The sequence below is a fragment of the Stappia sediminis genome (assembly GCF_009826895.1).
In the GTDB taxonomy this organism is placed as follows: Bacteria; Pseudomonadota; Alphaproteobacteria; order Rhizobiales; family Stappiaceae; genus Hongsoonwoonella; species Hongsoonwoonella sediminis.
This window is the reverse complement of record NZ_WUMV01000001.1, coordinates 492,673-505,556: the sequence shown is the minus strand read 5'-3', so window position 1 is coordinate 505,556 and position 12,884 is coordinate 492,673. Positions and strand designations below refer to the sequence as shown.

Annotated in this window: 11 protein-coding genes; 5 read left to right on the top strand and 6 right to left on the bottom strand. The window is 61.4% G+C overall.

Annotation, left to right across the window (positions count from 1 at the left end):
• Positions 1 to 31: 31 nt before the first annotated feature.
• Positions 32 to 760, top strand: a complete 729-nt coding sequence (gene fliP, locus GR183_RS02320) for a flagellar type III secretion system pore protein FliP (RefSeq protein ID WP_244313580.1) — start codon at positions 32 to 34, stop codon at positions 758 to 760.
• Between the two features lie 240 nt (positions 761 to 1,000).
• On the opposite strand, the gene GR183_RS02315 is transcribed toward fliP, so the two are convergent.
• From GR183_RS02315 to GR183_RS02295, 5 genes are all read right to left on the bottom strand, one after another.
• Positions 1,001 to 4,714 carry a tetratricopeptide repeat protein gene (locus GR183_RS02315; protein ID WP_160773961.1) on the bottom strand — a complete coding sequence of 1,238 codons (3,714 nt, stop codon included), beginning with the start codon at positions 4,712 to 4,714 and terminating at the stop codon, positions 1,001 to 1,003.
• A 136-nt stretch (positions 4,715 to 4,850) separates the two neighbouring features.
• On the bottom strand, positions 4,851 to 5,609 hold the full coding sequence (locus GR183_RS02310; protein WP_160773960.1) for a MotE family protein: 759 nt from the start codon (positions 5,607 to 5,609) through the stop codon (positions 4,851 to 4,853).
• Positions 5,606 to 6,094 carry a DUF6468 domain-containing protein gene (locus GR183_RS02305; protein WP_160773959.1) on the bottom strand — a complete coding sequence of 163 codons (489 nt, stop codon included), beginning with the start codon at positions 6,092 to 6,094 and terminating at the stop codon, positions 5,606 to 5,608. Before GR183_RS02305 ends, GR183_RS02310 begins: the two co-directional genes overlap by 4 nt.
• Positions 6,091 to 7,314: a flagellar motor switch protein FliM gene (fliM, locus tag GR183_RS02300; RefSeq protein ID WP_160773958.1), complete on the bottom strand. Its 1,224-nt coding sequence runs from the start codon at positions 7,312 to 7,314 to the stop codon at positions 6,091 to 6,093. The genes GR183_RS02305 and fliM overlap by 4 nt, the downstream gene beginning before the upstream one ends.
• Positions 7,315 to 7,321: 7 nt before the next feature.
• Positions 7,322 to 7,828, bottom strand: a complete 507-nt coding sequence (locus GR183_RS02295; protein ID WP_160773957.1) for a flagellar basal body-associated FliL family protein — start codon at positions 7,826 to 7,828, stop codon at positions 7,322 to 7,324.
• A 278-nt stretch (positions 7,829 to 8,106) separates the two neighbouring features.
• Here GR183_RS02295 and flgF point away from each other — a divergent pair, with 278 nt between their 5' ends.
• From flgF to flgH, 4 genes are read left to right on the top strand one after another with little or no spacing between them, the layout of a single operon-like run.
• Entirely contained in the window at positions 8,107 to 8,844 is a 738-nt protein-coding gene (gene flgF, locus GR183_RS02290) for a flagellar basal-body rod protein FlgF (RefSeq protein WP_160773956.1), read from the top strand.
• Positions 8,845 to 8,870: 26 nt separating this feature from the next.
• Entirely contained in the window at positions 8,871 to 9,653 is a 783-nt protein-coding gene (gene flgG / locus GR183_RS02285; RefSeq protein WP_160773955.1) for a flagellar basal-body rod protein FlgG, read from the top strand.
• A gap of 13 nt (positions 9,654 to 9,666) precedes the next feature.
• On the top strand, positions 9,667 to 10,632 hold the full coding sequence (gene flgA, locus GR183_RS02280) for a flagellar basal body P-ring formation chaperone FlgA (protein WP_160773954.1): 966 nt from the start codon (positions 9,667 to 9,669) through the stop codon (positions 10,630 to 10,632).
• A complete protein-coding gene (gene flgH, locus GR183_RS02275; protein WP_160773953.1) occupies positions 10,632 to 11,384 on the top strand; it encodes a flagellar basal body L-ring protein FlgH in 753 nt (250 codons plus the stop codon). Before flgA ends, flgH begins: the two co-directional genes overlap by 1 nt.
• Positions 11,385 to 11,544: 160 nt before the next feature.
• Here flgH and GR183_RS02270 read toward each other — a convergent pair whose 3' ends face one another.
• Positions 11,545 to 12,621, bottom strand: coding sequence for an HD-GYP domain-containing protein (locus GR183_RS02270; protein ID WP_160773952.1), 1,077 nt, complete (start codon positions 12,619 to 12,621; stop codon positions 11,545 to 11,547).
• Between the last annotated feature and the right edge of the window lie 263 nt (positions 12,622 to 12,884).

Below are 12,884 nucleotides of genomic sequence, written 5' to 3'. Positions count from 1 at the left end.
AGCCATTTTCCGGCAGTACTTCAGGAGGGGGATGCCTCTCCTGGCCGTCGCGGCTGCGATGGCGGTATTCGCCATATCGCCGGTCAGCGCACAGGGACTTTCGATCGATTTTGGCGAGGGGACGACGTTAACGGAGCGGGCGGTCCAACTCGTCGCCCTGCTTACGATCCTCAGCCTCGCACCTTCCATTATCGTGATGGTGACGAGCTTCACGCGTATCGTGGTTGTGCTTTCTCTGCTGCGATCCGCCATCGGCCTGCAGACGGCTCCGCCGAACGCCGTCATGACCAGCCTCGCGCTGTTTCTTACAGCCTTCATCATGGCGCCGACTTTTCAGACTGCTTATGACGATGCCATTCAGCCTCTCGTGGACGGGACCATCGAGCTGGATCAGGCGTTCGAGCGCGCATCGGTACCGTTTCATACGTTCATGCGGGCGAACGTGCGGGAGAAGGATGTCGGCCTCTTCCTTGAACTTTCCCGGCAGGAAACGCCTGAAACGCCTCAGGATATCAGCCTGCGCGTTCTTGTGCCGGCCTTCATGATCAGCGAGCTGCGGCGCGCCTTCGAAATCGGCTTCTTGCTCTACCTGCCGTTCCTGATCATCGATCTGGTTATCGCTTCCGTGCTCATGTCGATGGGCATGATGATGCTGCCGCCAATCGTCATCTCCCTGCCGTTCAAGCTGATTTTCTTCGTGTTGGTCGACGGCTGGAACATGGTTGCCGGCAGTCTCGTTCGCAGCTTTGCCGGGGGGTAGATAACCCCATGCAACATGCCGCCAAATCCGGACCGGATATGGCGGCATGGATCCGTTCACGGAATCGATCCTGAAGCGAATTCCTGTCGAGCGGATGTTTTATTGCGGCCGCAGCGCGCCCTGGCCGGTTCGCGATGATGGTGTTTCATCCCATGGCGGCGACCATCCGTCACCCGCACAGCCATTTGCGGCGCGCAAACCCGCCGCTCGCGTCTGCATCCCGTCGCTTCGGTGGAAGCTTCAGCCCTGAGGTGCGGCGGTCGCCCCACCGCTATCACCGGCAGCAGCCGCCGGCCCGATAACATCCTTGGCCTCACCCGTGACTTCCCGCTTTTTGCCTGACCTTGCCACGAGCTGACCTGCGGCGGGCCGCAGGTATTTGCGCTGATACTCCGACAGGAAAATATCAAGCGAATCCACCTGCTCCAGACTGTCGGCAACGGAGAGGAATTCGACACCGCGATCGTTGATCGGACGGGTAGCGACTTCGAACGCTTTTCCTTGCGGGCCGTCGGCCATCTTCGGGGCGAATTTCGTGCGCAAACGATCGAGGGAAAACTGGTCCTCGGCAAGCGAGTAGGCGACTGCCGCGCGCAGGACGTCGGACCGTTCGCGGTCGCTGAGCGGCACGTTGTCGCCCCAGCGGCTGCCGCTCATTTCCTCAAGCTGCTCTCCGGCGTCCCGAAAACGGCCCGCTGCCCAATATGTGTCGGCGCGCAGTCTCTCCACATCCTCGCCGCGCATATTCCGCACGATTTCAAGGGCAAGGTCCGGCCGGCCGCTTTCCGTCAGCGCGCGCGCCTCGACAATGTTGCGCTGACGCGTCAGCGTACGCGGAAGCTGCGCCTGCCGGGTCCGGTTCAGGACGCGTAGCGTTTCCTCCGGCTTTCCGTTCATCAGGTGGACGACGCCCAGGTCCGCGGCGATTTGCGCTCGCGCCGCGCCCTTCAAACGGTTTTCGACCTGGTGCTGCAGGAGTTCCGCCGCCTGTTCGAGCAGATCCACGGAAATCAGCCGGCTGGCAAGATGGCGCACCATCGCATCGCCCCGGTGCCCGACCGGAGTCAGTTCCCGGAAGTCATAAAACAGGGCCAAAGCCTCGACCGGGTCCATCCCGTTCGCCTTTCCATCGAGGTACAGCGAAGCGAAGACGGCGTTCATGTCTTCCTGAAGCAGCCTTGTCGTCGGCGAATCCGGATCGGCGAGGACAGCGGCTTTCATGCTCTCGAACGCCGCACGGTAGTTTCCCTGTTTAACCTGGAGCTTCGACAGCAAACGCAAAGTCTTCAGCTCCGTTTCATCGCCGCGCCAGGACGTCGCGAGACCGGCAAGCTGTTCAATCGCCTCGCTGGTGCCGATTTCCCCGTCCCGGTAGCGTATGCGCAGCGACCGGTATGCCGCCTCGGCTGCATGCGGACGATCTATCGAACGCCGGACGAGATCGAAGGATGTCAAGGCTTCGCGCGACCTGCCGGAGGCATCTGCGATCCGCCCTCGCAAAAGGTCATAGCGCGCGGCCTGTCCGGGCGAAACGGCGCTCGGATCAACCTCCGAAAGGACCTGCGAAGCTTCTCCGAAATCATTGGATTCCACCAATGTCTCTGCCGCTGAAAGATTGAATTCATTCTCGACGGAGACCGGATAGTTGCCGATAACCGCGCTTCCGCGCGGGTACGTCAGCCTTGCTTCATTCCATTTGGAGAGCGTGGCACTTGCAATCGTCTGCCACACGGCCGCATCGGGGCTGTTTCTGAGCTCGGGTCGATTCAAATGGTTTTCGGCAACCTTCGGACGGCCCGCGAGTATTTGTGCGGCCCCCAGCATGAGGTTGAAGCTGGCGTCGCGCTCGATCGCCGGGTCGTCCTCGGCGGCAAGGTGCATCATGGCGAGGGATTCCTGTGCCAGGCCATGTGCAAGATAAAAGCGCGCGAGATCCATTCTCGGTCCGCGCCTTTCTCCTTCCGGGGTCGATGCGATCTTGAACTGCAGGTTTTTTGCCCGCGTCAGGAAATCCGGCGTGCTCGCCGTCATGAGCGCGCCCAGGTTTATCTGACCCGGTTGATCCGGATCGATGATCGTCTCGAGGATACGTGTGCCCTGCTGCAGGTGCTCATTGGACAGATGAAGTCCTCGCGGCCCTTCGATCCGAACGGCATCGCCGTCGATTTTGACGTCCAGGTATTCCGCTTTCTTGCGCAACGCCACGCCGTGGGCCGACATCAGCGCATCCAGTTCCACGAAGGCCTGCGGCTTGATGAGACCACGCGACGGCCCGAATGCGGTCACCGCCACGATCTCGTCGCCAACGAAGGGATCTTTCAAGCGGCGCACGTGCTGCGGTTCCTTGATCGGCACGTGGAGGATCGTCCCGCCGTCGTTGCGGACGTTGCGCTTAATTTGCAGGGGGCGCGAAGGCTCGACGATCGTTTCCCCCAGTGTCAAGATCCAATTGCCGTCCTCGGCGGCAACCGTCGCGAGCGCATTTTTCGCCAGATCGATGCGCACGCTCTGCCAACCCTCGAATTCCTCGATCTCGACCTCTTCGGCGCTTTCGCCGAGAACCGAGCGCATTCCCCTGATATCGACCGGATCGTCCGTGTCGAACACGAGCCAGATACTCTGATATCGGCGGAAGATCGCGGAAGACACAGGTTCGGAAAACGGGAAGACCACCCGCACCGTGTTGCCGATTCGTCGCGCCTCCGCGCCCACGAAGCGGCGGGCATCTTCACCATAGTCTTCCGGCGGGCTTTCCGGATTGACCTCGCGCAGGACGTTGCTACGCTTGGCGTTTTCAAGTGCGGTCAGATCGATCGCCGAAGGAACGGGCTCGCCAGAAACGTCTCGTTCGTCAGGGTTGTGTCCCTTGCCCTCCCCATTCCCTGCCGATTGCGGTGTCTTCGCGGCTGCGTTCGCTGCAACGGGTTCCGCGGACTTCGACCCGTCAGCGGCCTTCCGCTTGCCTGAAGTTGATTGCCCGGTGCGATGAGACAACTTCGCCTCTGGCTGTGCTTTGGGTGTCTGGCCGGCGGTCTTCTCCTCCCCCGAATCTCTCGCGGGCCGTCCCGTCGTTTCGACCACGTCGCGCGCATCGGGCGATACGGGCGGGGCGAGTTCGGCATCTATCAACTGATTGATCGGGTCGCCGTTTTCGCGGTCCGGCGTCACGTCGACGACATAAGCATTGTCTTCACGAAATGCGCGAACGTTCACACCCTCGCCGAGACGCAAAAGAAACTTGAGCTTGCCGTCGTCGGCAAAAGAGGTCGCATCGACGATGCCGGGAGGCAAATGGGCCCGCAAATCCGAAAGATCCAGCGATGCATCATGGTTGAACGTCACCCGGACGATGTCCTCTTCACGAATGAAGGCGGAATCGAATGCGATGTTCCACTGAAAGGAGAGCCGGGTAAATGTGGGATGCGACCCGATGCGCAGGTCGACCTTGGGCTCGGTCTGGCCGCGCAGGCGCGCCTGTTCCAGTGCCCGCGCCTTTTTCAACGCCGCTTCGGCGCGTTTTGCCAGTTCCTCGATCACGCTGTCGGGAAGGCGTGGCGGCGGTCCGTCCCACCCGCTCGGGAGCAGGTCGATGAAGAGCTTTTCACCCGCTTCCATCGTGTTGATGCGAAGATCCCGGATAAGCGCGAAACGAACCGCCATGCCATCCGGATCCTGGCGGGCGATGGATACGAAATCACCGAGCCTGGCCGGAACGTCGCCGACATCGACATCGATCGGTTCGTGAAACGTGACGCGCAAAACGTTATTGGCGACAAGCGCATCGTACTGCGGGAGAAGGCTGCGCTCGGGAAATGTCAGAACGAGACGGCCATAGCCGCCTTCCTCTGCCGTGGCCGTCATCGTGGCCCTAAGCGGCTCGGCACCGGCAACGCCGACGTTCATGAAAACAAGCAACACCGCAAGCGCGAAATTCATGGCCAGCGCAAACAGCATAGGAAGGCCGGGTTTGGCTCCGCTCCGCATCTTGTTATCGGTCCTCGGCCTGTCGCTACGCAATTGACGTTTCGAAATTATACCGGCGGCCTTAACGCCGCCTTACGGGAGGCCATCACAACGAAATTCTTTTCGGTCAGTTTCCCTGAATCTTCGGAAGTTCCGGTTTCGCTTCGGCCATTTCCGGCTCCGCGGCGCGGAGTGCGCCGCTTGCCAGTGCAATCGTCAGTCTTTCCGCCGCATCGGCTTCCATCTCAGCCATGACGTCCGCCATTTTTCGCGGCTTCATCTGGCTGGCCACACGAACGAGGATATTCATGTCAAGGCGGCTGAAGATGCGCGCGGCATCCTTTGCACGCATGGATTCATACATCAGGACTACGTCGTTGAGCTTCTCTTCCTGCTTCTTCTTCTTTTGGTCCTCAAGCCCCTTGATCCGGGTTTCCGCTTCCTCGAGGGACTTGATCTTTTCGTCGATCCTGTCCTCGGTCGCCTTGAGAAGCTGCTCGCGAAGGTCGAATTTCCGCTCGCGGCTGTCGAGATCGCGCCGGCGCTCGCTCAGACTTTCAAGAACCTTGCGCTCCGCCGGCGAACCGCCGATCTCAAGCGGCTGACGGCCGTTTTCGCCGAAGGCGTCGAAAGCGGGCGGCAGCACCGCGTCTTCGCCCTTCGGCGCCTTTTCGGGAGCCGCCGGCTGGTCCGGCTTGCCCGCATCGGCGCCGCTTGTCGTCGCCGCTTTGGGCTGTGCGGTGTTTATGTCCGCACTCGATTGCTGGGCCGCCGCCGTCTGCACCGGCGAAATGACATAAGCACCATCCACGGACAGCCCGATGAGTTTCAGCACCAGCAGTGCTACCGCCGAAACGACGAGGGCCGGTATCAATCTCAGCTTCACGCCGCTTGTTCCCCATGCCTCTTGCGGAATTGCTCAAGACGGGCCGCAGCCTCGCTAGCGGCCTCGCGCAGGTCCCTGACGGAGACGGTCGCCGAGGGGCGCGCGCTCGCGGCAGGCGTTTCCTCCATCTCGGGAAGAGATTCCGTGGACGGCTTTTTCGCAGCCGACGCGATCTGGCTGATGCGTTCCAGGACGATGCCCCCGGCCTCGATCTGCTCGGCCAGTTGCCTGGAAAGGCGCTCGGCCTGACTCAGGCGGTTGCCGAGGGTCTTGTCGGTCTCGCCCGCCGTGGTCTTCAGCCCGACGATCGCCCGCTCGGCGATTTCGGAAGCCGTAATCAGCTCCGAAATCGTGGCGCGCAGGGATTCCTCGTCGGCGCGCAAACGCTTGAGGCGGCGGTTCAGGGTCCAGCAATAGCCAATGGTCACAAACAGCAGCCCGGCAACCAGGGACTCGATTACAATTCCGATCGGCAGGTTGCTCATGACGTTTCCATTTCCTTTTGCATCGCGCGCTCGAAGGCGGCGAGCGTCATCTTCGGCTTGCGCAAGCCTCGGTTGACGCGGATTGATATTGCATCTTCCACCTTGCCGAGCGTGCCGTCGGTGAGGTGGATGCCACCGCATTTGATGGCGACGTTGTCCTGGGGGCCGACATCGAAGACAAGCGTCTCTCCAACGTTGAGGCCGAGAACGCGCCCGAGCGGCAGTTGGGTTTCGTAGAGCACGGCATCCACATCCACTTCGGCGGAGTAGATTTCCGTTGCCAGATGGCCTTCCCAGATCGGGTCGCGGCCGAACTTCTCGCCCATGAACATCTGGAGCAGGAGATCGCGGATCGGCTCCAGCGTGGCATAGGGCAGCATGATCTCGATCTTGCCGCCCCGATCTTCCATGTCGATGCGAAGCTCGACCATGATGGCAGCATTCGCCGGGCGCGAAATCGCGGCGAAGCGCGGGTTCGTTTCAAGCCGCTCCAGATTGAAGTGCACCGGCGAGAGCGGCGAGAACGCCTGCTCCATGTCGACCATGATCAGTTCCAGCATCCGCCGGACAAGGTTGATCTCGATCGTCGTATAGGGCCTGCCTTCCACGCGAACGGCCGACGTTCCGCGTCCGCCGCCCAGAAGCACATCGATGATCGAATAGATCAGGCTCGATTCAACCGTCACAAGGCCGAAGCCATCCCACTCTTCCGCCTTGGTGACGCCAAGGATCGCCGGTAGCGGAATGGAATTGAGATAGTCGCCGAAACGCACCGAGGAAATGTTGTCGAGGGACACCTCCACGTTATCGGACGTGAAATTGCGCAGCGAGGTCGTGGTCAGCCGCACGAGGCGGTCGAACACGATTTCCAGCATCGGCAGGCGCTCGTAGGTGACCATCGCCGAATTGATGAGCGCGCGAATGCCGCTCTGGTCGTCCGGCAGCGTATCCTCGAGGCTGAAACCGAGAAGGTTGTCGATCTCTTCCTGGTTGAGGATACGGTCGGCGCCGCGTGAAGCGGTATCGAGTTCCGGTTCGCTGTCGTCGATCATCGCCGCCCATTGGGAGGCAATATCGTCCGCGGCCGCAACACCCTGCTCTTCCAGCGCCGCGCCCCAGGCCGCGGCAAGGTCCACGTCGTCCTCATCATCGCCGCGCTGCTCGGCAAGAGCCTCGCCCCACGCCTCGTCGAGATCGCCGAGTTCTTCTTCATCCGCCATGGCGCACCTATTGAATGAGGATTTCTTTGAAAAGAACCGCTTCGACCCGTGCCGGATAGACGGCAGTATTGATCCGGCGAAGCAATTCTTCCTTGAGTCGGAACAAACCGGAAGACCCTTCCAGGTCGGTCGGGCGTAACTCGCGCAGGTAGATCTGGAAGGCGTCGAGAACGCGCGGAAGGAACGGCTCGATCAGGTCGATCGTGGCGCGATCGGAAACCTCGAGCGCGATACGCACCTTCAAATAGGTGGCTCGGCCGTCAGTCGACAGGTTCACCGTCATTTCCGGCAGATCGTAAAAGACAACGGGCTTTTGGGTTTGCGGGTCGACGCCCGCCCCTCCGGCGCCGCTGAACGAAGAGCCGTCGGAAATAAAATAAATTGCCGCGCCGACAATCGCCAACAAGATGGCGGCACCGCCACCCATCAGGGCGATCTTCTTCCTCTTGCCGCCGCCCGGCGCGGAACCTTCCTGTTCCTGGCCAGGTTCTACCGCATCCGCTTCCGCAGTCATCCAACCCCCGCCGACTGATTGAGCCCTCCGCAGGGACAAATCTATGGTGGCAATGGTTAACGAGTGGTTACCGAGCCATTAACCATTCGCATGAAGTGGGTAATTTTTGCCGCCCGGCACAGCCTGCGCGGACATATCTGCCTGCGGTGATTATCATTTAGAGATTTATATCAATGATTTCAAATGGTTATAAATTGGCATGGCACATGCTTCATGGTTAACGAGCGCTTGTCTGGGGAGACCGGGCGCTCACCGGGGAGCACAAGGAACGGTTTATTATGGAGAACGCACTTCTTATCGGCCTGTCGCGGCAGACGACCCTTCGCAACCAGCTCGACGTCGTCGCCAACAACATCGCCAACATCAACACCACAGGCTACAAGAGCCAATCGATTCTTTTCGAAGAATATTTGATGCCTGTCGCGGAAGCTTCCGAGTTCCAGGGCCAGGACAAGACCCTCTCTTACGTGGTCGACTACAAGTCGATCTACGACCAGAGCCAGGGCGCCTTCACACAGACCGGCAATCCGCTTGACATCGCTATCGGCGGCGAAGGTTTCTTCGTGGTCGAGACGGAGGATGGCGAAGCGTATACCCGTAACGGCGCCTTCCATTTGAATAATGACGGCCAGCTCGTCACCGCGGACGGCAAACCTGTCCTGGGCGACGGCGGCCCGCTGCAATTCGCGCCCGAGGACGGCGCGATTTCTATCGCCGATGACGGAACCGTTTCCACCGAACTTGGCGAGAAGGGCAAGCTGCGCCTTGTTAACTTCGAAGATCCGCAAGACCTCGACCGCATCGGCGAGAACCTGTTTCAGGGTGAGGATGCGGAACCCGTTCCGAACCCGCGTCTGACGCAAGGCACGATAGAACGCTCCAACGTTCAGGGCGTCGTTGAAGTCACCCGCATGATCGAGATCACCCGCAGCTACCAGGCCGTTTCCAAGATGATTTCCGACGGCGATGACCTCTCGCGAAAAGCGATCGAGGAACTTGGCACCATCCGCGCCTGAGCCGCACGACAGGAGTTTGAAACACCATGAAAGCCTTACACATCGCAGCCACCGGAATGCGGGCGCAGGAACTGAACGTTGAAGTCATTTCGAACAACGTGGCCAACCTCAGAACCACGGGTTACAAGCGCCAGCGCGCCGATTTTCAGGACCTTCTCTACCAGAACCAGCGCCGCGTCGGCACCGCAACATCGGACACGGGCACCATCGTGCCGACAGGCGTGCAGATCGGTTCGGGCGTGAAGACGGCGGCCACCGCGCGCATCCTGACGCAAGGCACCGTGACTCCGACCGGCAAGGATACCGACGTCGCGATCCGTGGCGAAGGTTTCTTCCAGATCGAGCTTCCAAGCGGCGATACCGCCTATACGCGTGACGGTTCCTTCCAGAGGGATGCGAACGGCCAGCTTACGACCGTCGACGGCTATCCCATACAGCCGGGGATCGTCCTGCCGGAGGACAGCCGCGACATCACGGTCAACGCCGAGGGTGTCGTTCAGGTGGTAAACGCCAACGGCGACGTTCAGGAAATCGGCCAGATCCAGCTTGCACGCTTTATTAACAAGTCGGGCCTTGAGGCGATCGGCGACAACCTCTTCCTCGAAACGCCATCAAGCGGTGCCGCGCTCGTCGGCAACCCGCGCGACCCGGGCTTCGGAGACCTGCAGCACAAGCATCTGGAGGCTTCGAACGTTGAGGCGGTGACGGAGATTTCCGACCTGATCGCCGCGCAGCGCGCGTATGAGATGAATTCGCGCATCATCCAGGCGGCGGACGAAATGTCCTCCACCGTGTCGCAGCTTCGCTAAGGGAGGCGCGATCATGCTGAAACGCCTCGCCGCTTTCGCACTTTCCAGCGCCCTTGGCCTTGCAAGCGCGCTTGCCGATGCGCCGCTTCGTTCCGAAGTGGTGGTGGCACGCGACATTGTCACAATCGGCGATTTCTATCCCGATGCGGGCCGTTTTGCCGACGCACCTCTTTTCCGTGCGCCGGATCTCGGCACCGGCGGCAGCGTGCCGGCGGACCTCGTGGCGAACCGCGCGCGCGATGCGGGATATAAGCAAGCCACGACCGACGGGCTCACCCAGGTCTATGTGCGGCGCGATGCCACACGCATCGATGCCCTGCGCATAGAGGATGAGGTTCGCGCCGAACTCATCCGGCGCAATCCGTATCTTGAAACCGCCGATATAGAGCTTTCCCTTTCCGGCTTTTCCGGCACCCGCTTCGCCGACCCCGCCGCTTCCGAACCGGTCGCGATCGAAAATCTTGTCTGGCAGGCCGAGACAGGCCGGCTCGATGTTTCCATCTTGCTTTCGAGCGGGACGACGAATGAAACCATCCGGCTTCGCGGCAAGGCGATCGAATATGTCGAGGTCTATGCACCGGCGGAGCGGATCGATCGCGGCACGGTCATCTCGAAGGGCGACCTGACGATCATGAAGCTGCCGCGCAACCGCGTGACGGAGCGGATGATCACCGACCTTGAAGAAGCCGTCGGCCTTGCCGCAAAACGCGGCCTTCGCCCGGCAGCTCCGCTGCAGACAGCCGATCTTCAGCCGCCGGTGCTCGTCGGGCGGGGAGACAAGGTCACCCTCATCTACAAGGTTCCGGGCATGACGCTGACCGCCCAAGGTCAGGCCATCGCGCAAGGGGGCAAGGGCGATATCGTGGACATCATCAACCTTCAGTCCCGCCGCACCGTTTCAGCCACCGTCGTTTCCCGTGGCCGCGTCGTGGTCGACGCCGGTTTTCGGCGGATCGCCAGCCTTGAGGAGGCACGCTGATGTCTCGTACGTTTTCAATTCTCAGAACCTTCGCCGTGATCGCACTCGGCCTGACCGCCGCGGGATGCGGCGCCGCGGACCGGATTGCGAACGTCGGCAAGCAGCCGGTCCTTACCGCGATCCAGGACCCGACGACGATGCCGGGCTACCGTCCGGTGCGCATGCCGCTGCCGACGCCTGTACCGGTTCACTACAACAACAACTCGCTGTGGCGGTCCGGCGCCCGCGCCTTCTTCGAGGACCAGCGCGCCAGCAACGTCGGCGACATCCTGACCGTCCTGGTGACCATTTCCGACCGCGCGGAATTCGACAACGAGACGGAACGCGAGCGTGAGGGCTCCGATACCAACGGCGTCAGCGGTGCGCTGGGGAATGCGATCGACACGATCTTCCTTCCCGCGGGATCGAGCGCCAGCGACCTTGCGACCACCGAGGGGACATCGCGCTTCCGTGGCTCGGGCTCGGTGGACCGCGAAGAGCGGCTTCGCACCACGGTGGCGGCCGTCGTCACCCAGGTTCTGCCGAACGGCAACATGGTGATCGAAGGGCGTCAGGAAGTCCGCGTGAACTACGAGGTGCGCGAATTGATCGTCGCCGGCGTGGTCCGGCCGGAGGATATTTCCTCCAACAACACGATCGAAAGCGACAAGATCGCGGAAGCGCGCATCGGTTACGGCGGGCGCGGCCAGATCACGGACTTCCAGCAGCCGGCCTACGGCCAGCAGGTCCTCGATATCGTGCTTCCGTTCTGACCCTGCACCCATATTGCCCGCCGCCGGCAAGGTTCCGGCGGCGGCGCCTCTCCCCCCGCCGTTCCGACGCTCCCCCGCAAGAACGGCAAAAAACCGGCATGGCGCCCGCTCCCCGGCTCGCCATGCCGGTTCTTTTTTCGGATATCGAACGGTCAAGATTTCAGGCGACTGTCCAGCGGGGCTTTCCCACATCCGGCCTGAGAGGGTGAATGCCCTCCTTCAGCACCGGGCGGCCCGGCGATTTGGGCGGCGGGTGGCGCCTCGCGAAGGCGGTATTGAGCACAGCGGAGCGAAAAACCGCAAGCAGCCCCGCATCGATCTTGCGGCCTGCCATTCCGGCCATGATCGCGATCGCCTCGGAGGGCGACTTCTCCGGTTTGTAGGCGCGCCTTTCCGTCAACGCAGTGAAAATATCGGCAATCGTCAGCATCCGGCTTAGCGGCGAAATCCGTTCCCCCTTGAGGCCGAAGGGATAGCCGCTGCCGTCCAGATATTCATGGTGGGAGCGTACGGCACGCACCACCGCCGGCTCCACGCCGCCCTGCATTCGCAGAATTTTCGCACCCAGCTCCGGATGTTGCCTGATCCGGGCAATATCTCCGTAATCAAGGCGGCCCGCTTTGTCGAGGAGGCTTACGGGTATCAGCATCTTGCCCAGATCGTGCAGCAGGCCGGCCATCGCCAGAAGCCGGAGGTCTTCCTCGGCAAGGTCCAGCGCCTGACCGAGGGCAACCGCGTAGCCAGCCACCGCGATGGAGTGGCGGCAGGTGGGATCGTGGTGCAGGTTGACCGCCTTCACAAGCTCGCCCACCCCTTCGGTACGTATGGCGTTCGAGATCTTTTCCGCACCCGGCGCAACGCGCGAAATGCGCACCGGCTTGAGCCGCCTGAGTTCGCAGCCGATCGCGGCGAGCGCTCTGCTGCCTGCAAGGAAGGCTTCCGCCGAAAGCGGTGCGAATTCCTCAAGCGCCGCCTTGTATTCGTCCTCGAAGATCGCCGTGATCGCATCCTGGACGGCCTGAGGGCCATCCTCCAGAAATACGACTCGCCTGAAGCCGAAGGCCTCGGCCTGCATGGCTCGCGCGCGCTCGGATCGCGCGCGGATCGCGAAGATCGACTTCCGGCAGATTTCCGTCTGCCCGCAAAGCGCTCTGATCTGTCGGATTTCGAAGGGACCGAGGTTTCCGAGAGAAAAGACCACAGCCGGAGCATCGGCCAGGTCGTCTGCCGTCGTCATGGCGATGGGATGCACTTCGGAGGAGTACACCTGATCAATCATCTTCGCGACGACTGATGCGCCCGAAGGTTTATCAGACAAGATACAAATTTCATCCATCGCCAGCGACCGGATATTTTTGTTCGTTTTGTCCGATCACCTTAAATCAAAATACTTACCGAACGTGAACCGCATCAAACCAAAACAATCGAAATGCGGTCTCCGCCGCATTACCTCCCGCCGCACCCGGAAATCCTGCGCGGTCAACTGCGGAAATGCGTCCG

Bases quoted from the DNA above. Each gene is read 5' to 3' on its own strand.
- fliP (WP_244313580.1), top strand. From the start codon at position 32: ATGCCTCTCCTGGCCGTCGCGGCTGCGATGGCGGTATTCGCCATATCG.
- GR183_RS02315 (WP_160773961.1), bottom strand. From the start codon at position 4,714: ATGCTGTTTGCGCTGGCCATGAATTTCGCGCTTGCGGTGTTGCTTGTT.
- GR183_RS02305 (WP_160773959.1), bottom strand. From the start codon at position 6,094: ATGAGCAACCTGCCGATCGGAATTGTAATCGAGTCCCTGGTTGCCGGG.
- fliM (WP_160773958.1), bottom strand. From the start codon at position 7,314: ATGGCGGATGAAGAAGAACTCGGCGATCTCGACGAGGCGTGGGGCGAG.
- GR183_RS02295 (WP_160773957.1), bottom strand. From the start codon at position 7,828: ATGACTGCGGAAGCGGATGCGGTAGAACCTGGCCAGGAACAGGAAGGT.
- flgF (WP_160773956.1), top strand. From the start codon at position 8,107: ATGGAGAACGCACTTCTTATCGGCCTGTCGCGGCAGACGACCCTTCGC.
- flgG (WP_160773955.1), top strand. From the start codon at position 8,871: ATGAAAGCCTTACACATCGCAGCCACCGGAATGCGGGCGCAGGAACTG.
- flgA (WP_160773954.1), top strand. From the start codon at position 9,667: ATGCTGAAACGCCTCGCCGCTTTCGCACTTTCCAGCGCCCTTGGCCTT.
- flgH (WP_160773953.1), top strand. From the start codon at position 10,632: ATGTCTCGTACGTTTTCAATTCTCAGAACCTTCGCCGTGATCGCACTC.
- GR183_RS02270 (WP_160773952.1), bottom strand. From the start codon at position 12,621: ATGACGACGGCAGACGACCTGGCCGATGCTCCGGCTGTGGTCTTTTCT.